The organism is Comamonas testosteroni TK102 (genome assembly GCF_000739375.1).
Lineage (GTDB): Bacteria > Pseudomonadota > Gammaproteobacteria > Burkholderiales > Burkholderiaceae_C > Comamonas > Comamonas brasiliensis.
This window is the reverse complement of sequence record NZ_CP006704.1, coordinates 244793-267349: the sequence shown is the minus strand read 5'-3', so window position 1 is coordinate 267349 and position 22557 is coordinate 244793. Positions and strand designations below refer to the sequence as shown.

At 65.3% G+C, this 22557-nt stretch carries 19 protein-coding genes and 1 pseudogene; 11 read left to right on the top strand and 9 right to left on the bottom strand.

Translation table 11 applies throughout. From position 1 onward, the window contains the following. Positions 1–72 precede the first annotated feature (72 nt). The 9 genes from O987_RS01145 to O987_RS01105 form a co-directional block, all read right to left on the bottom strand. Positions 73–930 carry an SDR family NAD(P)-dependent oxidoreductase gene (locus tag O987_RS01145; RefSeq protein WP_043370554.1) on the bottom strand — a complete coding sequence of 286 codons (858 nt, stop codon included), beginning with the start codon at positions 928–930 and terminating at the stop codon, positions 73–75. A 70-nt stretch (positions 931–1000) separates the two neighbouring features. Beyond that, positions 1001–1873, bottom strand: coding sequence for an HpcH/HpaI aldolase/citrate lyase family protein (locus O987_RS01140; RefSeq protein ID WP_043370553.1), 873 nt, complete (start codon positions 1871–1873; stop codon positions 1001–1003). A gap of 79 nt (positions 1874–1952) precedes the next feature. Beyond that, positions 1953–2942 carry a tripartite tricarboxylate transporter substrate-binding protein gene (locus O987_RS01135; protein WP_019042922.1) on the bottom strand — a complete coding sequence of 330 codons (990 nt, stop codon included), beginning with the start codon at positions 2940–2942 and terminating at the stop codon, positions 1953–1955. Positions 2943–2971: 29 nt separating this feature from the next. Beyond that, complete coding sequence (locus O987_RS01130) at positions 2972–3922, bottom strand: tripartite tricarboxylate transporter substrate binding protein (RefSeq protein WP_003059574.1); 951 nt, start codon at positions 3920–3922, stop codon at positions 2972–2974. A 3-nt stretch (positions 3923–3925) separates the two neighbouring features. Beyond that, positions 3926–5068, bottom strand: a complete 1143-nt coding sequence (locus O987_RS01125) for a M20 family metallopeptidase (protein ID WP_043370551.1) — start codon at positions 5066–5068, stop codon at positions 3926–3928. Positions 5069–5077: 9 nt separating this feature from the next. Beyond that, the gene (locus O987_RS01120) at positions 5078–6436 is read right to left on the bottom strand and encodes an MmgE/PrpD family protein (protein WP_043370549.1); all 1359 of its coding nucleotides are present in this window, start codon (positions 6434–6436) and stop codon (positions 5078–5080) included. Between the two features lie 34 nt (positions 6437–6470). Next, positions 6471–7667, bottom strand: coding sequence for a CaiB/BaiF CoA transferase family protein (locus O987_RS01115; protein WP_043375996.1), 1197 nt, complete (start codon positions 7665–7667; stop codon positions 6471–6473). A 150-nt stretch (positions 7668–7817) separates the two neighbouring features. Next, positions 7818–8984, bottom strand: a complete 1167-nt coding sequence (locus O987_RS01110) for an acyl-CoA dehydrogenase family protein (RefSeq protein WP_043370548.1) — start codon at positions 8982–8984, stop codon at positions 7818–7820. Between the two features lie 65 nt (positions 8985–9049). Beyond that, positions 9050–9952, bottom strand: coding sequence for an FAS1-like dehydratase domain-containing protein (locus O987_RS01105; RefSeq protein ID WP_043375994.1), 903 nt, complete (start codon positions 9950–9952; stop codon positions 9050–9052). A gap of 201 nt (positions 9953–10153) precedes the next feature. Here O987_RS01105 and O987_RS01100 point away from each other — a divergent pair, with 201 nt between their 5' ends. The 11 genes and pseudogenes from O987_RS01100 to O987_RS01040 all read left to right on the top strand — a co-directional run bounded on the left by O987_RS01100 (position 10154) and on the right by O987_RS01040 (position 22554). Further along, positions 10154–11071, top strand: a complete 918-nt coding sequence (locus O987_RS01100; protein ID WP_043370547.1) for an SDR family NAD(P)-dependent oxidoreductase — start codon at positions 10154–10156, stop codon at positions 11069–11071. A gap of 224 nt (positions 11072–11295) precedes the next feature. Beyond that, complete coding sequence (locus O987_RS01095; RefSeq protein WP_043370545.1) at positions 11296–12186, top strand: MaoC/PaaZ C-terminal domain-containing protein; 891 nt, start codon at positions 11296–11298, stop codon at positions 12184–12186. Between the two features lie 150 nt (positions 12187–12336). Then, complete coding sequence (locus tag O987_RS01090) at positions 12337–13134, top strand: enoyl-CoA hydratase/isomerase family protein (protein WP_043370543.1); 798 nt, start codon at positions 12337–12339, stop codon at positions 13132–13134. After that, positions 13131–14411, top strand: a complete 1281-nt coding sequence (locus O987_RS01085) for an acetyl-CoA hydrolase/transferase family protein (RefSeq protein WP_043370541.1) — start codon at positions 13131–13133, stop codon at positions 14409–14411. The genes O987_RS01090 and O987_RS01085 overlap by 4 nt, the downstream gene beginning before the upstream one ends. A 35-nt stretch (positions 14412–14446) precedes the next feature. Then, positions 14447–15655: an acetyl-CoA C-acetyltransferase gene (locus tag O987_RS01080; protein WP_043375992.1), complete on the top strand. Its 1209-nt coding sequence runs from the start codon at positions 14447–14449 to the stop codon at positions 15653–15655. Between the two features lie 236 nt (positions 15656–15891). After that, positions 15892–16872 carry a Bug family tripartite tricarboxylate transporter substrate binding protein gene (locus tag O987_RS01075; RefSeq protein WP_043370539.1) on the top strand — a complete coding sequence of 327 codons (981 nt, stop codon included), beginning with the start codon at positions 15892–15894 and terminating at the stop codon, positions 16870–16872. 2 nt (positions 16873–16874) lie between these two features. After that, a pseudogene (locus O987_RS27495) lies at positions 16875–18387 on the top strand (class I adenylate-forming enzyme family protein). A 38-nt stretch (positions 18388–18425) separates the two neighbouring features. After that, entirely contained in the window at positions 18426–19415 is a 990-nt protein-coding gene (locus O987_RS01055) for a Bug family tripartite tricarboxylate transporter substrate binding protein (protein ID WP_043370532.1), read from the top strand. 211 nt (positions 19416–19626) lie between these two features. Next, positions 19627–20016: a Zn-ribbon domain-containing OB-fold protein gene (locus O987_RS01050; protein WP_043370530.1), complete on the top strand. Its 390-nt coding sequence runs from the start codon at positions 19627–19629 to the stop codon at positions 20014–20016. Further along, positions 20013–21224: a thiolase gene (locus O987_RS01045; protein ID WP_043370529.1), complete on the top strand. Its 1212-nt coding sequence runs from the start codon at positions 20013–20015 to the stop codon at positions 21222–21224. The genes O987_RS01050 and O987_RS01045 overlap by 4 nt, the downstream gene beginning before the upstream one ends. 169 nt (positions 21225–21393) lie before the next feature. Beyond that, the gene (locus tag O987_RS01040) at positions 21394–22554 is read left to right on the top strand and encodes an acyl-CoA dehydrogenase family protein (protein WP_043370527.1); all 1161 of its coding nucleotides are present in this window, start codon (positions 21394–21396) and stop codon (positions 22552–22554) included. Positions 22555–22557: the final 3 nt, after the last annotated feature.

The following is a 22557-nucleotide window of genomic DNA, read 5'->3' as shown; positions in this document are numbered from 1 at the left end:
CAGCAAGAACAAGGAAGGCCGCAGTGTAGTCGCCACAACGGCCCGGCTCTTGCGTGCAATCAGTGCACCGGCCTATTCGACCACCACCGGGCTGAACTCCGGTGGTGCGCCGAAGTAGGCGCGCGGCGACGGAGGCTGCGCGCCATCGATGTCCTGCACGCCATACTGGCTGGCCAGTTCGGCCGTGTAGAACACGCCGCCGGAGCGCTGTTCCAGGCAGTCGGCATCGCCATGCAAGGCCAGAATCACCCGACCAATGAATTGCGGCGTTTCGGCGCTGTCGAAGCTGTCGCCGTACTTGTCGGGTTCGACCGCGCAGACGCGTGCGGAGCGTTCGGTTTTGACCAGCCCCGGCCAGAGCGAGACCACGCTCACGCCGGCAGGCTTGAAATCGTGGGCCATGTCGAAGCTCATCTTGTCCGAGCCGGCCTTTCCCGCGCCATAGGCCGGACCATGCATATAACAGCGGCTGCCGGCTGACGAGATATTGACCACCAGGCCGCGCCCCGCGATCAGCAGGCCGGCCGCGCAATGGCTGGCCACATAGGTGGAGCGCAGGCCCACATCGAGCAGCCCGGTCATCTCCAGCGGCTTCTGCCAGAAGGGCCCGGGCACCGTGAGCGCATCGGGAATCGCAATCGCACAATTGACCAGAATGTCGAGCCGGCCATGCTCGCGACGCACGCGCTCGAACAGCGCTGCCACCTGGGCATCATCGCCATGGTCACAGGCCACGGCAATGCCGTGGCCGCCCGCAGCCGTCACATCGGCGGCCGTCCTGCCTATCGTGCCCGGCAGCGGCGAGTCGCCCTCCTTCACGCTGCGCCCCGTTACATAGACGATTGCCCCCGACGCACCCAGCGCCAGCGCCACACCCCGGCCGACGCCACGGCTGGCCCCTGTCACCACACATACCAAAGCCTGGTTCATGCCGTTCCCCTGTTTCATGAAGCAGCATGAATCTGCACCAGGCGGCGGTGCCCGGCAACGTCCGATAAGACTAGATGTCGCGCTGCATGCGCTGCTGGGCCCAGATGTGGCGGGCCAGTGTCTGCTGCGCCAGATGGAGCACGGGCGCATCCACCATCTTGCCGTTGACGGTGCAGACGCCGCCGCCAGAGGCCTGCATGGCCTGCACCACCGCACGGGCCTGGGCCACGGCCGGATTGCAAGGCGCAAACACGCGGTTGACCGTGCCAACCTGGTCCGGGTGTATGCACAGCTTGGCGCCAAAACCCATGCGCAGCGCGCGCCCGGTGTCGCTCTCCAGGCGGGCCGCATCCTTGGTGTCGATGGTGACGCCATCCACGGCGCGGGCCAGTCCCCGCCGGCGCGATGCCAGGATCAGCGCCAGACGTACCGGCAGAAGCTCGGCTTCGTCCGGCTCGCACTGCATGCCGGCATCGACCTGAAAGTCCAGATGCCCGAAAGCCAGCCGCACCACCTGCGCGGTGCCGGCCAGCGCATCGCAGGCATCCAGGCCCGCCACGCTTTCCACCAGGGGCAGCAACGCACAGCGCGGGCCGGCTGCACCGGCAATCTGCTGCAGCCCCGCCGCGCTTTCCGCCTTGGGCACCACGGCCCCGGCCACGCCGTCGGCCACCAGCCGTGCCAGCGCCCGCAGATCTTCATCGAACCAGGGCGTTTCCCAGGCATTGATACGTACCATCAACCGTTCGCGCTCGGACATGGAAAGCTGCTGCACGGCCTGCTCCAGGGCCAATCTGGCGGCCTGCTTGTCGCCGGGCGCCACGGCATCCTCGCAGTCTGCGATCACCATATCGGCGCCGCTGGCAAGAGCCTTGACAAGCCGCTGCGGCCGGTTGGCGGGAACGAACAAAAAAGTGCAGGCGTTATGCAGCAAGGTGCTCATGGCGTCTCTTGGAAATGCAGGATTTCAATCGGCTGATGGAGGCCCGCGCCGGGGCGCGGGCCTCATGCCGTGCACGGTCTTACTCGGCCGATACGCCGGCTGCCTTGATGACGGCGCGCCAGCGCGCGACTTCGGCCTCCAGGTGCTTGCGCAGTCCTTCTGGCGTGGCCTTGTCGGGCGTGACGAGATCGGAGCTGAGTTCGGCTATGCGCTTTCTGACGTTATCGTCCTTGAGCGCCACATTCAGCGCCTTGTTCAGCTGCTCCAACGCTTCCCTGGGCGTGCCCTTGGGCGCATACATGCCATGCCAGACCTTGACGTCGAAGCCCCTGAGGCCCTGCTCGTCCAGCGTCGGGATATTGGGCAGCGACGACAGACGCTGAGGTGTGGTCACGCCGAAGACCTTCGCGCGCTTGCCGTCCTGGATCACGGGCACGGTCTGGGTAGTCTGGTCGCACAGCAGGTCGACCTGCCCGCCCATCAGATCGTTCATGGCTGGACCGGCTCCCTTGTAAGGCACGACGGTCAGCTTCACACCCGCCTGGTGCATGAACAGCATGCCGCACAGCTGCGACACGGCGCCTACGCCGGCATTGGCCAGCGACACCTTGTCCTGGTGCTTCTTCACATAGTCCAGCAGCTCGGCAAAGCTGTTCGCCGGGAAGTCCTTGCGCGACAGCAGGGTCATGGGCACGTCCAGCACCTGGCCGATGTACTCGAAGTCCTTGAGCGGGTCGTAGGGCAGCTTTTTGTACAGCGAGGGCGCAGTGGCCATGCCCATGTGGTGGATCAATATGGTGTAGCCGTCGGGCTTGGAGCGCACGATGCGCGCCGGTGCCAGCGTGCCGCCTGCGCCCACCGTGTTTTCGACAAGCACCGTCTGCCCCAGGTACTGGCCCATCGGCACGGCCAGCAGCCGAGCCACCACATCGGTAGGCCCTCCGGCGCTGTAGGGAACGACCAGGGTCACAGGCTTGTCCGGCCAGCCTGCGGCCTGGGAAAAGCCGGCCCAGCCGAGCAGCAGAGCCGCGACGGCGCGGCGGGCGATTTGCGAGGGGAAGAAAGCCATGGTTGTCTCCTGGTAAAAATTCTGAAGGATCAATCGAGCTTGATGGGGCCCACGGTCTCCAGCAGCTTCTTGTAGCGTGCGATCTCGGCCATGTACATCGCGTCCGCCTCTTTCAGCGAAACAGGCGACAGCACGCGGCGGCCGTCGAGCTGAAGGCTGTGCTTGACTTTCTCGTCCGCCATCGCGAAAGCGAACAGCGCGCTGGCCTTTTGCTTCTCCTCCTCGGTGGCGGTACGCTTGAGGAAGTAGCCCGCATAGCTGGAGAAGTCGAAGTCGGCCAGCCCCTCCACGCTGCTTGCCGTCTGCAGCTGAGCCAGCGTGGGCGGTTTGGCAGCCGAGAAAATGCCGATGACCTGGAACATGCCCTTTGCCGCCATGTCGTCGAAAGCGGTCTGATAGGGCGTGATGGAGAAGTCGATCTGCCCGCCGATCAAGTCCTGCATGGCGGGCGCACCGCCCTTGTACGGGATGTGGTTCAGCGCCACGCCCTTCTTCTTGGCCAGGTACTCGCCCATCACGTGGTACAGCGATCCCACGCCCACCGTGCCATAGGTCAGGGGGCTGTCCTTGCGGCTACTGGCGAGCGCGAAGAATTCGTCGAAGTTCTTCACGCCCAGGCCCTTGCGCACGGCCAGCACCAGGTAGGTCTGAGTGACGTACTGCACGGGCACGAAGTCCTCGGACTTGAACTTGGCGGCCTGGTTCAGCAGCACAGGCAAGATCAGCTCGTTCTGCGTGCCCTGGAAGACCTGGTTCTGCGGGTTGGCCAGGAACTTGTTGACCGCCAGCAGCCCCGTGGCGCCGCCGAGGTTCTCCACGAAGAAGGGCTTGCCCTGGCCGCTGAGCGCGTTGGCGATCACGCGGCCCGTGGCGTCGCTGGGGCCGCCGGCTGGGTAAGGCACCAGGATGCGCCCTTGCGCCAAGGCCCCGAGGGACAGGGCCAGAGCACAGGCGGCCAGCAGAGCGGGGATGGTTCTCATAGTTCAGGCTCCCAGGGTCTTCAGGGTTCTAAAAAGCACCTTGGCCTTGCCGACCACCGAGTCGAGGCGCACGTATTCCTCGGGCGTGTGAAATTCGCCGCCCGACGGGCCCACGGCGCAGATCACGTCGCAGCCGCATTCGGCGGCGATGCCCGAGTCGGAGCAGCCGCCCGTCACCTCGCCTTTGACGGCGATGCCCTCGGTCACCGAAATCTCCAGGTACTTCTCGGCCAGGAGGCGCGAACCCTCGCTCTGCACGAAGGGCTTGAACTCGCCGCGCACAGACCACGACGCGGTCTCGCCCTGCAGGCTGGTGGCGCAGATGCGAGCCACCTCGCTCAGGCAGCGCTCGCGCTGCGCCATGGTGTGGATGCGCAGGTCCACCCCCGCCACAGCCGACGGTGCCACGGTGTTGACAGACAGGCCGCCACGGATCAGGCCCACGTTGAGGGTGATGCCCTCGTCCGGGTCGATGAGCTGCTCCATGCTCTGGATCTTTTTCGCCAGAGCCGAGATAGCGCTGATGCCCGAATAGAAGTTCGCCCCCGCGTGCGCGGCCTTGCCCTGCACCTGCACGTCGAAGAACACGCCGCCCTTGCGGCCCACCACCACGTTGCCGTTGGGGCGGCCGGGCTCGGAATTGAAAGCGTAGCGGTGCTGGCGACAGGTGGCCTCGATGAAGGCGCCGCTCTGGGGCGAGCCGATTTCCTCGTCACAGGTGAACAGCGCCGAGAGCGTGGTGCCTTTATCGCCCATGGCCTGCCAGGCCTGCAGCAGGTAGGCGTTCATCAGCACGCCGGCCTTCATGTCGGCCACGCCGGGGCCATAGGCGACAGGGCCATCCACGCGAAAGGGCCGACGCTGAGCCTCTCCCTCGGGGAACACGGTGTCGCAATGGCCCAGCAGCAGGGCAGAGCGCTCACGCGACGCGCCGGGGTGGACGGTGGCGCGCACGCATACCAATCGCCCGCCATCCTGCAGCCGCTGCACCTCGATACCCAGCCCATCCAGGTAGCCGGCGACCCAATCGAGCACCTTGGAAACGCCTGCCTTGTGGTAGCTGCCCGAGTCGATGTTCACCAGGCTTTCCAACTGGCGGACGTAGTCGTCGAACCGTTCTTGCATCCACGCAGAAAAGTCGTTCATCGCTGTCTCCTACATCAAAGCGCCCACTTGCGGCCAGGCGGCCACAGCCCACGCTTTGTGGATGGCCGCGGCAGCCCGCGCCGCATCCACCCCGCCGTAGTCAGCCAGCCGCAGCGCCTTGGCCGTGATCTCCTCGCGCGACAGCGTGTTACCGGGGTCGCCCTTGGGTTCGTCGACACGGCCCTTGAGCAAGCGGCCATCCGTGGTCTGCACGCTGACCTTGCCTATCCAGCGCCGGGGATAGGCCGCGTCGACCTCGGCATCAAGCTCCATGCTCACCTTGTCGCGCAGCTCCACGGTTTCCTGTGCCAGATAGTCGCGGTCGAACTCCATCAGCCCCGCATGGCCGTGACGCGCCGCCAGCGCCAGCACGGTGCCCATGGAGAACTTGCTCTGGTGCACGGTGCTCGGCCTGACCACGGGGCCCAGCACATCGATGGCGCCCTGGTGCACATGGCAGGTGATCCGTGCCAGGTCGGCAGGCACTATGCCGTGCTGCTGCATGACCTGCAGCAGCGCATCGGCGGCAGGGTGGGTGTGGCGGCAGGAGGCATGCCATTTGAACGAGGTCTCTGCCGTGGCCCAGCGCGTGCCCAGCCCATCGCTGAGCCGGGCCGGGTCGGCATCGGTGGACATGCCCGCCGCAAGCCCCTGCGGCCCCATGAAGATGTCCTGCGCGCCCGTGAAACCATCCTGCGCCAGAAAGGCGGCCGTCAGTCCTGCTGAGGCAGCATGCGCCGTGTGCAACTGCTTGCTGTCGGCGCCCGTGCGCAGAAACTCCCACAGCCCCGCCGACTGTGTGCCGGCCGAGCCGAAGGCATGCTGCATCTGCTCGGGTGTCAGCTTGAGCAAACGGCCCACGGCAGCAGCCGCTGCCAGCGTGCCGGCCGTGGCCGTGGTATGGAAGATGCGGTAGTGGCTGCGGCCCAGGAACTCGCCCACCCGGATGCCGACCTCATAGCCGGCCACACAGGCCTGCATGAGCTCGATGCCGCTGGCACCAAGGCTCTGCGCCACGGCCAGCGCGGGCGGGAAAACCACGGCGGCGGGGTGGAAGACCGAGCCGTTGTGCACATCGTCCTGCTCGGCCACATGCGAGGCTGCGGCGTTGGCCTGGGCCGCCATCAGCGGCGAGCTGGTGGCGTCACTGCCCAGTATCTCGCAGGGGCCCGCGGCCGGCCCCTGGGACAGTGCAAAGCGCGTGATGCTCTGCACAGGGCGCGCGTTCTGGCCGGCGAGAACGGAGCCGAACCAGTCCACCCACAGATCCTCGGCGCGGCGCTGCACCTGCAGCGGGACATCCTCCCAGCACAGCGTGGCCGCGAACCGGGCCAGCGGATGAATGCTCACTTGGGTCTCGTTCTTCATGGAATCACTCCCGCGCATACGCTGCGCACAGTTTTCACAGAGTTGCTTCTTCGGCGTACAGAGCACGGATGCGCTCGGCCGACCACCCCAGCTCGGCCAGGATGGCCGCACTGTGCTCGCCTACGGACGGCACGGCGTCCATGCGGTAGTCAAAGGCGCTGTTGGCACCGGGCGGCAGCAGCGCCTGCACCGGCCCGGCCGGCGTTCCCACGCTGCACCAGCGCTGGCGTGCGGCCAATTGCGGATGGGCCCACAGGCCCGCCATGTCGTTGACACGGGCGTTGGCAATGCCGGCCTGCTCCAGGCGCTGCACCACCTGCTGTGCGTCAAGCCCGGCAAACACACTCAGGATCAGGCCCTGCAGCTCCTCGCGGTGGGCATTGCGCCGTGCATTGCTGTCAAAGCGCGCATCGCTGGCCAGTGCCGGCTGCAGCAGCACCTGCTCGCAGAAAAGCTTCCATTCGCGCTCGTTCTGCAGGCCCAGCATCACCGTACCGCCATCGCCCGCCATGAAGGGTCCATAGGGGTAGATGCTGGCATGCGATGCGCCCGTGCGCGGCGGCGGCGGCGCGCCGTCCCAGGCGTAGTACATGGGATAGCCCATCCATTCGCCCAGTGCCTCCAGCATGGAGACATCGATATGGCTGCCCTCGCCCGTGCGCCCGCGCAGCAGCAGGGCAGAAAGAACATTGGTATAGGCGTACATCCCGGCCGCGATATCGGCCACCGAGATCCCTGCCTTGGACGGCTCCTGCTCCGTGCCCGTGACCGAGAGAAACCCCGCCTCGCTCTGGATCAGCAGGTCGTAGGCCTTCTTGTCCCGGTAGGGACCGTCGGCGCCATAGCCGCTGATGTCGCAGACGATGAGTTGCGGGTTGCGGGCCTTCAGCACCTCGTAGGACAGACCCATGCGCGCAGCCGCGCCCGGTGCCAGGTTCTGCACCAGCACATCAGCCGTGGTCAGCAGTTGCAGCAGGGCTTGCAGGGCCGCCGGCTGCTTGAGGTCCAGCGCCAGGCTTTCCTTGCTGCGGTTGATCCAGGTGAAGTGCGAGGACTGGCCATTTACACGCTGGTCGTAGCCGCGCGCAAAGTCGCCGGCACCGGGGCGCTCCACCTTGATCACGCGAGCCCCCAGATCGGCGAGCTGGCGAGTGCAAAAGGGCGCGGCCACCGCGTGCTCCAGCGAGACCACGGTGATGCCGTCAAGGGGTCGAAGACTATGCTTTTTCATCTTGGAAATCCATTGCACTTTGGCAAAACTCACTACCCGAACAACTGGCGCGCTCAAAGCCAGGGACAGCAAGCAAGGGCCGCCCCGCAGCGAGGCTGTCGTCCCCCTTTCAGGGGGAAGGCGCGCAGCGACTCAGGGGGGTACTTCATCTCAAAACGAACGTGGCAGACCCAGCAGGTGCTCGGCCACATAGGAATAGATCAGATTGGTGGAGATCGGCGCCACCTGATAGAGGCGGGTTTCGCGGAACTTGCGCTCCACGTCGTACTCGCAGGCAAAGCCGAAGCCACCGTGGAACTGGATGCAGGCATTGGCCGCCTCCCAGCTGGCCTTGGCCGCTAGATACTTGGCCATATTGGCCTGAGCGCCCATGGACTCTCGCGCGTCGAACAGTTCGCAGGCCTTCCAGCGCATGAGATTGGCGGCCTCGACCTCGATGAAGGCATCGGCGATCGGGAACTGCACGCCCTGGTTCTGGCCGATGGGACGGCCGAACACCTGGCGGTCCTTCACGTAATTCGTCACACGGTCCAGGAACCAGTAGCCGTCGCCTATGCACTCGGCCGCAATCAGCGTGCGTTCGGCGTTCAGCCCGTCGAGGATGTACTTGAAGCCCTTGCCTTCCTCGCCGATCAGGTTCTCCTCGGGAATCTCCAGATCCTCGAAGAACAGCTCGTTGGTCTCGTGGTTGACCATGTTGAGGATGGGGCGCACGGTCATGCCCTTCCTCTCGGCCTCGCGCAGATCGACCATGAAGATGGACATGCCCTCGCTTTTCTTCTTCACTTCTGCCAGCGGTGTGGTGCGCGCCAGCAGGATCATGAAGTCGCTGTGCTGGATGCGGCTGATCCAGACCTTCTGACCATTGATCACATAGCGCCCATCCTTCTTCACGGCGCTGGTCTTGATCTTGGTGGTGTCCGTGCCCGTGGTGGGCTCTGTGACACCCATGGACTGCAGCCGCCATTCGCCCGAGGCGATACGCGGCAGGTAATTCTCCTTCTGCGCCTGCGATCCATGGCGCAGCAGTGTGCCCATGTTGTACATCTGGCCGTGGCAGGCGCCCGAGTTGCCGCCGCAGCGGTTGATCTCCTCCATGATGACGCTGGCCTCGGTCAGGCCCAGGCCGCTGCCGCCGTACTCCTGCGGAATCAGCGCGGCCAGCCAGCCTGCGTTCGTGAGCGCGTTGACGAAGGCTTCGGGGTAGACGCGCTGCTCGTCGATCTTGCGGAAATACTCGTCGGGAAACTCCGCACACAGCGCACGAATGGCATCGCGGATCTCGTGGTGGTTATTGGAGCTGGTGTATTCGATCATTTCAAGCCTTTTTGACCTCAAACGCTTACCCATAAAGCGTTATCAGCTATGGTTTTCTTGATTCTTCAGGACACCGTGGCCGTAGCCTGCATGGTGAGAAAGCCGTCGTGGTCCCGCGCCCACAGGTCGACGGTCCTGCCGTCCTCGCGCGGCTTGCCGTGCACGCTGAAAGGGTGAAGGTCGAAGGTCGGCCGCAAGGCCTTGAAGTCGAACGTGACCACCTTGGCGCCCTGCAGCTTGCGGCGCAGCAGATCGAGCAGCAGCGTGGCAATCAGCGGGCCATGCACGATCAGGCCCGGGTAGCCCTCGACCTGGGTCACGTACTGACGGTCGTAGTGGATGCGGTGGCCGTTGAAGGTCAGCGCCGAGTAGCGAAACAGCAGGATGTCGTCTGGCACGATGGTGCGCGACCAGGCTGCCTGGCCCGCAAGCGGCGGCTGCTGCGGTGGCGGCACCGGATCGCCGGGGCCGGCGGCGGCCCGGTAGACGATGTCGTGCTCCTCGACCAGCGCCAAACCGTCCTGGTTCGAGAAACGGTGTTCCACCAGCACGAACAGCAGCTCGCCCGAGCGTCCGGTCTTGTGCTGCACGCTGCGGATGGTGGAGACACGCTGCACCTCCTGCCCCAGGCGCAGCGGATTGTCTGTCTCCCAGCGCAGCCGCCCGCCGGCCCACATGCGGCGCGGCAGCGGCACGGGCGGCAGGAAACCGCCGCGCCGTGGATGCCCGTCGGGGCCGATCTCGCTCTGACGCGCATGCGGCAGGAAATACAGCCAGTGCCACAGCGGCGCCACCGGCGTACCGGGTGCAGGAGCAGGCTCATCCCGATCCAGCGTGGCCGACAGGGCCCGCAAGGGAGCGGCGGTGATGAGGTCGAGCGCGGTTTCGCTTTTGCTCTGCCAAGACTGAAGATGCGCCAGCTTGGCGCCGTCGATGATTGCAGGTTGCGGTTCTGTCATGGCTGCCATGGTCGAGGCAGCGACGCCGTCAGGCAAGCCGCGTTTTTGAAAGCATGTCTTCAGCGCTGCCTAAGGGCGTGACAACCCGTGGTGCGCAACAGCGGCTTTCACGCTGACGAAGTCCGTCCTCGGGATTGGCAAATGGCGTCCGCGCCGGTTTGCCGGCATGCTGGGCTCATCTCTCACGACAACAGCAAAGGACGACAAGCCATGGCCCAGAAGATGATGCAAGACAAGGTCGTAGTGGTGACCGGCGCCGGAGGCGGAATCGGTCGAGACATTGCCTTGGCCATGGCGGCGTCGGGTGCAAGAGTGGTGGTCAACGACATCGGCACGTCCACCTCCGGCGAAGGCACCGACGCCGGTCCGGCTCAGAACGTGGTCGACGAGATCAAGGCCGCAGGCGGCCAGGCCGTTGCCAGTACCGACAGCGTCTCTGAAGCGGCCAGTGCCAGCCGCATTGTGCAATGCGCGGTGGACAGCTTTGGTCGCATCGATGGCGTCGTCAACAACGCCGGCATTCTGCGCGACCGGTTCTTTCACAAGATGAGCCTGGAGGAGTGGGACGCCGTCATCAAGGTTCATCTCTACGGCAGCTACTTCATGAGCCGCGCCGCGGCCAACCACTTCAAGGAACAGGAAAGCGGCGCCCTGGTCCACATGACGTCCACCTCCGGCCTGATCGGCAACCTGGGCCAGGCCAACTACAGCGCCGCCAAGCTGGGCCTGACCGCCCTGTCCAAATCCATTGCCTTGGACATGGCCAGGTTCAATGTGCGCTCCAACTGCATCGCTCCCTTTGCCTGGAGCCGCATGATCGGCTCCATTCCCACCGATACCCCCGAGCAGCAGGCGCGTGTGGCCAAGATCCAGCAGATGACGCCCAACAAGATCGCGCCGCTGGCGGTCTATCTGCTGTCCGACCAGGCCAGGGATGTGAACGCCCAGGTCTTTGCCGTGCGCAACAACGAGCTGTTTCTGATGAGCCAGCCACGTCCGCTGCGCTCGGTGCATCGCAGCGAAGGCTGGACACCCGAGTTCATTGCCGAGCACGGCATGCCCGCGCTCAAGGCCTCGTTTGTACCCATGGATCGCTCGGCCGATGTGTTCAGCTGGGATCCGGTGTGACGGCTCCTCCCTGAGGCGCTGCGCGCCTTCCCCCAGGGGGGACGACAGCCTCGCTGCGGCGCGGCCCTTGCTCGCTGTCTGCTGACATGCGCCGCGCCAGTTTTTAAGGCCGCCCCCCTTAGGAGAGAGTGTGGGGTGAGGAGCCCCTGCAAAGCGAGGCGTTCGTCAGATGCGCCGAGTCACAACCACTGCCCCCACAGCGAATCACTCCGAGGAGCCTGTCCATGGCCATTGACTACCACCACCTCAAGGCGCGCCACTTCGAGCCTGTGCGCCAGCAGTACAGCGCACGCGACAGCATGCTGTATGCGCTCAGCCTGGGTCTGGGCAACGACCCGCTGGATCACAGCGCCCTGCCCTATGTGTATGAAGGCAAGGACGGCCAGGGCCTGCTCACCCTGCCTTCTCAGGCCGTGGTCCTGGGTTACCCCGGCTTCTGGGCGCGCGAGCCGGATACCGGCATCGACTGGGTCAGACTGCTGCATGGCGAACAGCGCATGCGGCTGCACCGACCGCTACCATCTGCCGCTCAGGTCGTGGGCCACAACCGGGTCACCCATCTGACGGACAAGGGCGAAGGCAAGGGCTGCATCATGGTGACGGAGCGTCGCCTGGAGACAGCCGACGGCACTCTGTTGGCCACCGTACAGCAGGTATCTTTTCTACGCGGTGATGGCGGCTTCAGCCAGACCGGGCAGCCCACGGACACCCCGCTGCCCGCGCTGCAAGCCACGCCGCAAGACAGCGCACCGCACTTCACGGACATCCAGGCAACCCGCCCCGAGGCCGCGCTGCTCTACCGCCTCTGCGGCGATTACAACCCTCTGCATGCAGACCCCGCAGTCGCCACGGCCGCAGGCTTTGAGCGCCCCATTCTTCATGGGCTGGCCAGCTATGGCCTGGTCACCCGTGCCCTGTTGCGCCAGTGTGCGGGCGGCGATGCCTCACGCTTTCGGGCACTGGACATCCGTTTTGCCTCGCCGGTCTTTCCCGGCGAAACCCTGGTCACCGAAATCTGGCGCGTGCCTGGCAGCCAGACGCATTACCAGTTGCGTGCCAAGGTGCAGGAACGCGACAAGGTAGTGCTCAGCCATGGTTTTGCGGAGCTGGTGTGATCCCCATGAGGCACGTTGCGCCCTCCCCGCAGCCCGGTGCCTCCGCTCTCGCATCGCGGCGCTCGCAGGGCGACTCTAGTGCGCAGCACTGACCTGAGTCATGCCGGCCCGCACATTCCGCTCCTTTCCTCTCTTTGATTGCTACCAACCATGAACGCTGCTGCCGTACTGACCGCCGTGGAAAACGGTGTGGGAACCATTAGCCTCAACCGACCCGAAGCACGCAACGCCCTGAGCCTGGAAGTGCGCGACGGTCTGGCCCGGGCCGTAGTCCAGATGCGCGACGACGCCAATGTGCACACCGTGATTCTCACCGGCGCCGGCGGCGCCTTCTGTTCGGGCGGCGACATCGGTCTGATGATGAACAGCCGGCAAGACGGCGTGGCTCACCGGGAGCGCATGCGAGCCTTGCACCAATGGTTTTCCGAGCTGGTGAACATGGAAAAGCCGGTGATTGCCGCCGTCGATGGCGCGGCCTTTGGTGCCGGACTGAGCCTGGCCCTGGCTGCCGACTTTGTGCTTGCCACACGGCGCTCCAAGTTCTGCGCCGTCTTCGGTCGCATCGGCCTGGTGCCAGACCTGGGCGCCATGCAGCTGCTGCCACGCATCGTGGGTCTGCAAAAAGCCAAGGAGCTGGTGTTCACCGCACGTACCGTGGCTGCGGACGAGGCCAAGGCTCTGGGCATGGTCTACGACCTCGTCGAAGACGCTGCGGCATTGCAGCTGGCGGCCCAGCAACTGGCCGCCCGTTTTGCCGACGCATCGACGACGGCCGTCGGCATGGCCAAGAACATCATGAACCAGTCCTTCGAGCTGAACGCCCATGCCATGGCGGAGCTGGAAGCCAGTGCACAAGCCATTTGCCGCGGCTCCGACTACCACCTGGACGCAGTGCGCCGCTTCAAGGACAAGCAAGCACTGCGCTTTGACTGGGATCGCAAGGAATGAGCACGATTGCTGCGCGACTGCAGGCCTTGCTGCGTCCCGGCGACACCTTGTGGTGGGGTCAGGCCACGGCCGAGCCGCTGACCTTGACCCGCACCTTGGTGCAGCACCGTCATGCGCTGGCGCAAGGTGGTCGGTTGCAGGTGTTTGTGGGCCTGGGCCTGTCGGACACCCTGCAGCCCGCACATGCAGATGTGCTGGATTTTCTGGGCTATGCCGCCAGCGGCCCCCACCGCGCGCTGGCCCAGGCCGGCGTGCTGGACATCATTCCCTCGCACTACTCGCAGCTGCCGCCATTGATTGCACAAGGCCATATTCCGGCCGATGTGGTGTTGCTTCAGGTCTCTCCGCCCGATGCACAGGGCCGCCACAGCCTGGGGCAGGTGCGCGAGTACCTGCCCGCCGCCATGGAGCGCGCCCGTGTCATCGTGGGCGAAGTCCACCGCGATGTACCGTGGACTGCAGGTGGCCCCTATCTGCAAGCTGACGACTTCGATCTGCTCATCGATTCCGACGCCAACTTGCTCGACATGGCCCGCACGGAGCCGGGCGCCGTAGAGCAGGCGATTGCAGCCCATATTGCCGGTCTGGTTGAGGATGGCAGCTGCCTGCAGCTGGGCGTGGGCAATCTGCCCGAAGCCGTGCTGACCGCACTGCACCGGCACAAGGACCTGGGCCTGCATAGCGGCGCCATCGGCGACGGGGTGGTCGCCCTGGCCGAGGCCGGCGTGCTGACCCACGCGCGCAAGAGCGTAGATCCCGGCATCGGCACCGCAGGCGTGCTGATGGGCGGGGCAGGCCTGCGCCAATGGGCCCATTGCAACCCAAGGCTGCAGATGCGCGACACCGCTTACACCCACCACCCCGAAGTCTTGGCAGCCATGGACAAGCTGGTGGCCATCAATTCCGCCATTGAAGTGGATCTGACCGGTCAGATCAATGCCGAGGTGGCCAGCGGCATCTATATGGGCGCCGTCGGCGGCGCCGTGGACTTTCTGCGCGGTGCTGCCCGCAGCAAAGGCGGCCTGCCGATTCTGGCCCTGCCCTCCACCGCCAAGACACACAGCCGCATCGTGCCCCGGCTTGGCGGACCGGTAAGCACGCCGCGCGCCGATGCCGGACTGATCGTCACGGAGCACGGCGTGGCCGACCTGCGCGGCCAACCGCTGTCCCGGCGCGTGCGCCGCCTGATCGACATTGCCGCACCGCAACACCGAGAACATCTGGAACAGCAGGCCCATGGTCTGCTGCGTCAGTGCGGAGCAGCTTTCCCTTGCTGAGCCGCTTTCCCATCACCACCACAAGGAGCCCCACCATGCGCCGCGCCGCCATTGTTTCCCCGCTTCGCACCCCCGTCGGTACTTTCGGAGGCAGCCTGCGCCCCGTCCCCGTGGAGGAGCTGGCTGCCACCACGGTGCGCGCCGTGGTAGAGCGCAGCGGCATAGACCCCGCCCGCATCGATGATGTGGTGTTCGCCCAGTCGTATGCCAGCAGCGAGACCCCTTGCGTGGGCCGCTGGGCCGCCCTGCAGGCCGGCCTGCCGGTGGAGGTGCCCGGCATGCAGCTGGACCGCCGCTGCGGCGGTGGCCTGCAGGCCGTTGCCACGGCAGCCATGATGGTGCAAAGCGGCACGTCCGACGTGGTGATTGCCGGCGGCGTGGAGAGCATGAGCAACATCGAGTACTACAGCCCCGACATGCGCTGGGGCGCGCGCTCGGGCAATGTGCGCATGTACGACCGCCTGGATCGCGGCCGTGAGCGCTCGCAGCCCGTGGAGCGCTTTGGCAAGATCTCGGGAATGATCGAGACGGCCGAGAACCTGGCCCGCGACTACGGCATCAGCCGCGATGCGGCCGACGCCTTTGCCATGCGCAGCCACCAGCGTGCCGCCGATGCCTGGGCCGCTGGCCGCTTTCGCCACGAAGTCGTTCCCGTGAGCGTGCCCCAGCGCAAGGGCGCGCCTCTGCTGTTCAGCCAGGACGAGGGCTTTCGCGCCGCCACCACCATGGACAGTCTGGCCAGCTTGCGCGTGCTGATGCCGGGCGGCACGGTGACGGCGGGCAACGCCAGCCAGCAAAACGATGCTTCGGCGGCCTGCCTGATCGTGGCCGAGGACAAGCTGGCCGAACTGGGCCTGACGCCCATGGCCGCCCTGGTGGGATGGGCGGCAGCGGGCTGCGAGCCTTCGCACATGGGCATAGGCCCCGTCGCGGCCGTAAAGAAGCTGCTGGCACGCCTGCACCTCACGCTGGACGACATGGATCTGGTGGAACTCAATGAGGCCTTTGCCTGCCAGGTGCTGGCCGTGCTCAAAGGCTGGGAGTGGCATGACCAGGCGGCCATCGAGCACAAGCTGAACGTGAATGGCTCCGGCATCTCGCTGGGCCACCCCATTGGCGCCACCGGCGTGCGCATTCTGGCCACGCTGCTGCACGAACTTGAACGGCGCAAGGGCCGCTATGGCCTGGAGACCATGTGCATCGGTGGCGGCCAGGGCATTGCCGCCGTTTTCGAGCGTTACTGAACACCGTCTCCTCGGTTGTGCTTGCCACCGGCAGTCTTGGCCGGTGGCTTTTTTGTGTGGCTGTACAGGGATGGCTCAGGGTTACTACCCCATAAAAACGCGCAAAGCCCGGGTTTGCAAAATGCAGATTCCCGTAGGCAACAGGCTCGCCCACCATGGCGTCTTGTCGGTAAACCAGGCCCGATACGCATGACCTTCATGCATACCCACAGGGCCCCATCACCAGGAGACAAGACATGCACACCTGCACCGGTCGCAACGTTCTACTGTCCGCGTTGGCACTGAGCGCGGCCACCACGGCCATGGCCCAGATCAGTGCCAGCAGCGCCCCTGTTCGACTGCTGGTCGGCTACTCGGCCGGCGGCCCTGTGGACCAGGGCGCCCGCCTGTTTGCACAAGCGCTTTCCAAGGAGCTGGGCAGCCCGGTCACCGTGGAGAACAAGACCGGCGCCAATGCCACGCTGGCCGGCAGCGAGGTGATGCGCGCCAAGCCCGACGGCAAGACCCTCTGGTTTGCGGCCAGCCCCACCATCACCATCAGCCCCAATGTGATGAAGCAGATGCAGTTCGATCCGGCCAAGGATCTGAGCGCACTGGCGCCCGTGCTGAGCTACTACAACGTGCTGGTGATCAACAACAACGAGCCCTACAAAAACGCAGCCGAGCTGGTCAGCTACGCCAAGGCCCATCCCCAGAAACTCAGCTATGGCTCGGCAGGCATCGGCGGCTCCAACCATCTCGGCGCCCTGCTGTTCGCCACGCGCAGCGGCATCGAGATGAATCATGTGCCCTACAAAGGCAATGCCCCGGCCATGAACGATGTGATCGGCGGCCAGATCAGCATGATGATGGACATCATCAGCACCGCCAGCACCTTTATCCACAGCCACAAGGTACGGGCCGTGGCGGTGACCTCGCCCAGGCGCAACCCCTCTCTGCCCGATGTGCCGACCTTTGCCGAGTCCGGCATCGAGGGCCTCAAGGGCTTTGACGTGGGCGGCTGGTATGGAGTCTACGGACCCAAGGGCATGTCGCCGCAGCTGGTACAGCAGATGAACAAAGCCATCAATGCCGCACTGGGCCAGCCCGAGCTGAAAAAGCGCTACGCAGAACTGGGCTATGACGAATGGACCGGCTCTGCCCAGACGCTGGCCGATCGCGCCGCCAAGGAGCGCGCCATGTGGGCCACCGTGACCCATGGCATCGAGATCAACTGACCATGACTGCACGCATCCACCATTTGCTGGAACGCAGCCTGGAGCAGGGAGCCGATGCCCCCTTCATCCTGCTGCCCGATCGCAGCCTCAGTTTTGGAGACATCTCCCGCCTGGCCGATCAAGCCGAGAAGGAGTTGCGCAGCCTGCAGGTACGCCCCGGCGACCGCGTGATGGTCGTGGCCGAGAACTGCCCCGAACACGCAGCGCTGATCTTTGCCTGCAGCCGCATAGGCGCCTGGTCTTGCGGCGTCAACGCGCGCATGGCGCCGGCCGAAATCGATGCCTTCGCCGAACGTGCCGATGCGCGCACCGTGTACTTCACGGCCAGCGCTTCCGCCAGCGCACAAGCACATGCCCGGCGCTACCAGGCCCTGCCCAGCTGTCTGCCAGGCATGACCTACAGCCCGATCAAGGCGGACAGCCTCAGCGAAACCGGGCCGCTGCAATCCGAGGTGGCAGGCCTGATCTTCACTTCGGGTACCACGGGCCAGCCCAAGGGAGTGATGCTGGGCCATGATGCGCTGTGCCATTTTGCGCAGCAGTCTGCGGCCTCGCGTGCGCTGTCCCCGGCCGACCGCTGCTATGCCTTCGTACCCATGACGCACATCTTTGGCCTGGCCACCGTCATGCTCACGGCCCTGCATGCGCGGGCCCAGCTGGTAATGCGCCCCCCAGTTCGACCCGGCCGATCTGCTGGATGCACTCGAACACCATGGGGTCTCGCAACTGCAAGGTCCGCCCGCACTGTTCTCTCGTCTGTTGGCCTACCTGCAGGAGCAAGGCATAGATCAGGTCAAGGCTCCGGCGCTGCGCTTTGTCTATACCGGTGCCGGCCCTCTCGACATGGCGCTCAAGGAACGTGTGGAAACCCTCTTCGGTCAGGCCCTGCACCACGGCTACGGCCTGTCGGAATACGCGGGCTCGGTCCACATCACCCGCATGTGCGAGTGGCGCAAGGACACCAGCGCTGGCTATGCCGTGGCCGAGGCCGAAGTACAGGTGACCGACCCAGTCACCGGCCAGGCCCTGCCCTGCGGAGAGCGCGGAGAGCTGTGGGTGCGCGGCCGCGGTCTGATGCCTGGCTATTTCCGCGACCCGCAAGCCACTGCGGCAGCCATGCGAGCCGGAGGCTGGTATGCCAGCGGTGACCTGGGCAAGCTGAGTTCAGACGGCGCTCTGTGGGTGGTGGGCCGCCTGAAGGAAATGATCATTCGCTCCGGCTTCAACGTCTACCCCGCAGAGGTCGAGACCGCACTGAATGCACATCCCAGCATCGAGCGCTCGGCCGTGGTGGGGCGCAAGGAGGCCGATGGCAACGAGCAGGTGATTGCCTTCGTGGAACTGCGCCCCGGTTGCCAGCTGGATATCCCGGCCCTGCAAGCCCATTTGCGCGAACGCCTGGCGCCCTACAAGCGTCCATCCCGCATCGAGACGGTGGCAGCGCTGCCCACCAATCCCAACGGGAAAATCGTCAAGCGCCTGCTGCATGCCCAGGCCGAATCCCTTCCCATGTGAGGCCCGGGCCTCCGCCAAGATCCAGTGAGACATCCTCCATGCCATCCCACGCCGTTTCCCTGAACCGCCGCCATCTGCTCGCAGCGGCCGTGCTCAGCTCCCTGGGCAATGCCTCCTGGTCCCAGGCCAGCCAATGGCCAGTCAAGGCCGTGAAGTTCACCGTGCCGTTTCCTCCCGGCGGCCCGGTGGACACCACGGCGCGCATCTTCACGCAAAAGCTGACCACGATGTGGAACCAGGCCGCCATCATCGACAACCGTGCCGGCGCGGGCGGCGTGGTCGGTGCCGCGGCTGCAGCCAAGGATCCCGCCGATGGCTACAACTTCTTTGTCGGCTCCATCCACCATGCAGTGAATCCCTGGCTGATGGGCAAGCTGTCCTATGACATCGAAAGGGACTTTGTCCCCGTCAGCTTTGCCGCGCTGTTCCCGGTCTTTCTGGTGACCCATCCCTCCGTGCCGGCGAACAATGTCAAAGAGCTGATAGCCCTGTCCCAAAAAGGCACGGTGCTCAGCTATGGCTCCTCCGGCAATGGCGGCGGCACCCACCTGGCCGGCGAACTCTTCAACATGGAAGCCGGCACCCAGCTGCAGCACATTCCCTACAAGGGCAGTGCACCTGCCATGACCGACTTGCTGGGCGGGCAGATCCAGCTGATGTTTGCCGATGCCCCCTCGGCCCTGCAACACATCAGGACAGGCCGTATCAAGGTGCTGGGCGTGGCCAGCAAGAAGCGCTCGGACATGCTGCCCCAGGTGCCGACGATTGCCGAATCCGGCGGTCTGCCGAACTATGAAGCCTATTCATGGGCAGCGCTGTTTGCACCAGCCAAGACGCCGGAGGCAGTGCTGGCCAAGCTGAACGCCGACTTCAACCTGGCCCTGAGCGATCCTGCCGTCAGGACCCGTCTGCTGGAGGCCGGCGCCGAAGGCGATCCTGGCACGCCCGAAGAGATGCGCCTACGTCTGAAAGCCGAGCTCCGGAAATGGCAGAAGGTGATACAGACCGCAGGCATCAAGGCCGGCTGATCCTCTGTCTCACCGCGCAGCCATGGTTCCGGGGGAAAACAGCATGCCCGAGGCGCTTCTGTCGCTTGCGCGCCATGCCCGGTCGCCGTTCCGCGACACTCCCGGATGCGGCGCCATATTCCGTGAAGACGGTGTTTCAGATTCACGAATTGAGACCGGGGCGCGGTGCAGGCATGCTGACCTCAAAACAAGGAAACCCGGAGCCTCACCCATGCACTTAAGCGCGCAGACCCATTACCAGGCCGAACTGGATGCCGGCCGATTCGCCATCCAGCAATGCACGGCCTGCCAGCAACATGTGTTAACTCCCCGTGAGCTGTGCCCGCACTGCGGCGCCAGCCCGCTGCGCTGGGTACGCCCCAGCGGCCAGGGCACGGTCTACTCCACCACCACCATCGCCCGCAAAGCCGAAGCCGGCGGTGACTACAACGTGGCGCTGATCGATCTGGATGAAGACGTGCGCATGATGAGCCGCATCGAAGGCATTGCACCCGAGCGCGTGCAGATCGGCATGCGGGTCACTGCCCAGACGATCCAGCACAACGGCAAGGGACTGGTCGTATTCCACCCCGCCGTCAATGCACCAGGAGAGGTCGCATGAGCGTTTCTCTGCCTTCATCCAGCCTGGATGCCGCAACCGTGAATCGTGCCCTGCGCGGCAAGGTTGCCATTGCCGGCGCTGCCACCTATGGCTGCGGCGAAGCCCCCGGCATGGACGATATGACGCTGCTGGTACGTGCTGCCCACGCGGCCGTGGCCGATGCCGGCCTGACCATGCAGGACATCGACGGCCTTGCCACCTGCAGCGTCACCGCCAGCATGTGGGCCATGCCGGTGATCGAACATCTGGGCATCAATCCCAGCTACATCGACGGCACCATGCTGGGCGGCAGCAGCTTCGTGGCCCATTTGCTGCCCGCCATGCGCGCGCTGGAAGCCGGCCAGTGCAAAGCCGTGCTGATCTGCTACGGCAGCGCCCAGCGCTCAGGTTCCGCAGGCCGCAAGGACATCGTGGCCGCGCGCCGCACCATGGACCCTCAGCCTTATGAACACCCTTACGAGCCGCTGCTGCCGGCCTCGGCCTATGCGCTGGCTGCCCAGCGCCATATGCACCAGTACGGCACCACTCGCGAGCAGCTGGCCGAGGTGGCGGTAGCGGCCCGTGCCTGGGCCCAGCTCAACCCCGAAGCCTTTATGCGCGACCCGCTCACCATCGACGATGTGCTGAAGGCGCGCATGGTCTCCAGTCCCCTGGGCGTGCGCGACTGCTGTCTGGTCACCGACGGTGCCGGCGCCATCGTGCTCACCCGCGCAGACCGTGCCAGGGATCTGCCACAGCCCCCCGTCTACATCCTGGGCAATTCCACGGCCTGCTGGAACCGCCAGATCTCCTGCATGCCCGATCTGACCGTGACCTCGGCCACCCAATCCGGCCGGCAGGCCTTTGCCATGGCAGGGCTGACGCCAGCCGACATGGACATGGCCCAGCTGTATGACGCCTTCACGATAAACACCATCCTTTTCCTGGAAGACCTGGGCTTTTGCCGCAAGGGCGAGGGCGGCTCCTTTGTGCAAGGCGGCGCCATCGCCCCCGGCGGCCGTCTGGCCGTGAACACCAATGGCGGCGGCCTGTCCTGCGTCCACCCGGGCATGTATGGCGTGTTCCTGCTGATCGAGGCCGTGCGCCAGCTGCGCGGTCAGGCCGGCCAGCGACAGCTGGCACGCCACAGCACGGCCGTGGTCCATGGCAATGGCGGCACGCTGTCCAGCCAGGCCACGGCGGTTCTGGGAACCGCGCAGGCACTCTAAGCCCAGGCCGCTACGCGTCACCCAAAGCAAGGAACCCGCTTTTCGGTGCAGGCCAGCCTCCGCGCGAAGCCGCACCGGCTTTTTCCTCACGGACAGCAGCTGCTGAGTGGTTCTTGAAGAAGCTATCCATCAGGCAAGACATAGCCATACGAGACAAGGAATAAATCACATGATTCGCGATCCCGAAACCCTTGAAGCCCTGCTCGACAGCGTGCGCCGCTTTGTGCGCGAGCGTCTGGTGCCTGCCGAAAACGAAGTGGCCGACACCGACGAGATCCCCGCCTCCATCGTGCAGGAGATGCGCGATCTGGGCCTCTTCGGTCTGACCATTCCCGAGCGCTTCGGGGGGCTGGAGCTGACCATGGAGGAAGAGGTTCGCGTGCTGCTGGAGCTGTGCCAGACTGCACCGGCATTTCGTTCCGTCATCGGCACCACCGTCGGCATTGGCTCACAAGGCATTTTGATGGATGGTACGCCCGAGCAGCAGGCACAGTGGCTGCCCAGGCTTGCCACCGGCGAGGTGATTGCTTCGTTCGCGCTGACCGAGCCCGAAGCCGGCTCGGACGCGGCATCGCTGCGCACCACGGCGGTCAAGAACGGCGACCACTACATCGTCAACGGCACCAAGCGCTTCATCACCAATGCGCCGCACGCGGGCATGTTCACGCTGATGGCCCGCACCAACCCCGAGGACAAGGGCGCGGGTGGTGTGTCCTCCTTCATCGTCGACGCCAGGTCTGCGGGGATCAGCTTCGGCAAATACGACAGGAAGATGGGCCAACGCGGCGCCCACACCTGCGACGTGATCTTTGACAACGTCAAGGTGCCGGCCGCCAATCTGATCGGCCTGCAGGAAGGCAAGGGTTTCAAGACTGCCATGAAGGTGCTTGAAAAAGGCCGCATCCACATTGCCGCCGTGGCCGTGGGCTGCGCCAAGCGCATTCTGCGCGATGCCCTGCAGTACGCGCTGGAGCGCAAGCAGTTCGGCCAGGCGATCTGTGACTTTCAGCTGGTGCAGGCCATGCTGGCCGACAGCCAGGCCGAGCTGTACGCGGCCGAATGCATGACGATCGATGCAGCCCGCCGCCGTGACGACGGCAGCAATGTGTCGACCGAGGCCTCCTGCGCCAAGATGTTCGCCACCGAGATGTGCGGCCGCGTGGCCGACCGCGCGGTGCAGATCCTGGGCGGATCGGGCTATATGTCCGAATACGGCATCGAGCGCTTCTACCGCGATGTGCGCCTGTTCCGGCTGTACGAAGGCACGACGCAGATCCAGCAGATCATCATTGCCCGCAACATGGTGCGCGAAGCCCGCGCCAACGCATGAGCG

What these genes read in the sequence shown, in the direction of transcription:
- O987_RS01055 (WP_043370532.1), top strand. Translation starts at nt 18,426, where the DNA reads ATGCCATCCCACGCCGTTTCCCTGAACCGCCGCCATCTGCTCGCAGCG.
- O987_RS01085 (WP_043370541.1), top strand. Translation starts at nt 13,131, where the DNA reads ATGAGCACGATTGCTGCGCGACTGCAGGCCTTGCTGCGTCCCGGCGAC.
- O987_RS01095 (WP_043370545.1), top strand. Translation starts at nt 11,296, where the DNA reads ATGGCCATTGACTACCACCACCTCAAGGCGCGCCACTTCGAGCCTGTG.
- O987_RS01050 (WP_043370530.1), top strand. Translation starts at nt 19,627, where the DNA reads ATGCACTTAAGCGCGCAGACCCATTACCAGGCCGAACTGGATGCCGGC.
- O987_RS01140 (WP_043370553.1), bottom strand. Translation starts at nt 1,873, where the DNA reads ATGAGCACCTTGCTGCATAACGCCTGCACTTTTTTGTTCGTTCCCGCC.
- O987_RS01120 (WP_043370549.1), bottom strand. Translation starts at nt 6,436, where the DNA reads ATGAAGAACGAGACCCAAGTGAGCATTCATCCGCTGGCCCGGTTCGCG.
- O987_RS01115 (WP_043375996.1), bottom strand. Translation starts at nt 7,667, where the DNA reads ATGAAAAAGCATAGTCTTCGACCCCTTGACGGCATCACCGTGGTCTCG.
- O987_RS01135 (WP_019042922.1), bottom strand. Translation starts at nt 2,942, where the DNA reads ATGGCTTTCTTCCCCTCGCAAATCGCCCGCCGCGCCGTCGCGGCTCTG.
- O987_RS01100 (WP_043370547.1), top strand. Translation starts at nt 10,154, where the DNA reads ATGGCCCAGAAGATGATGCAAGACAAGGTCGTAGTGGTGACCGGCGCC.
- O987_RS01075 (WP_043370539.1), top strand. Translation starts at nt 15,892, where the DNA reads ATGCACACCTGCACCGGTCGCAACGTTCTACTGTCCGCGTTGGCACTG.
- O987_RS01040 (WP_043370527.1), top strand. Translation starts at nt 21,394, where the DNA reads ATGATTCGCGATCCCGAAACCCTTGAAGCCCTGCTCGACAGCGTGCGC.
- O987_RS01110 (WP_043370548.1), bottom strand. Translation starts at nt 8,984, where the DNA reads ATGATCGAATACACCAGCTCCAATAACCACCACGAGATCCGCGATGCC.
- O987_RS01125 (WP_043370551.1), bottom strand. Translation starts at nt 5,068, where the DNA reads ATGAACGACTTTTCTGCGTGGATGCAAGAACGGTTCGACGACTACGTC.
- O987_RS01045 (WP_043370529.1), top strand. Translation starts at nt 20,013, where the DNA reads ATGAGCGTTTCTCTGCCTTCATCCAGCCTGGATGCCGCAACCGTGAAT.
- O987_RS01130 (WP_003059574.1), bottom strand. Translation starts at nt 3,922, where the DNA reads ATGAGAACCATCCCCGCTCTGCTGGCCGCCTGTGCTCTGGCCCTGTCC.
- O987_RS01090 (WP_043370543.1), top strand. Translation starts at nt 12,337, where the DNA reads ATGAACGCTGCTGCCGTACTGACCGCCGTGGAAAACGGTGTGGGAACC.
- O987_RS01145 (WP_043370554.1), bottom strand. Translation starts at nt 930, where the DNA reads ATGAACCAGGCTTTGGTATGTGTGGTGACAGGGGCCAGCCGTGGCGTC.
- O987_RS01080 (WP_043375992.1), top strand. Translation starts at nt 14,447, where the DNA reads ATGCGCCGCGCCGCCATTGTTTCCCCGCTTCGCACCCCCGTCGGTACT.
- O987_RS01105 (WP_043375994.1), bottom strand. Translation starts at nt 9,952, where the DNA reads ATGGCAGCCATGACAGAACCGCAACCTGCAATCATCGACGGCGCCAAG.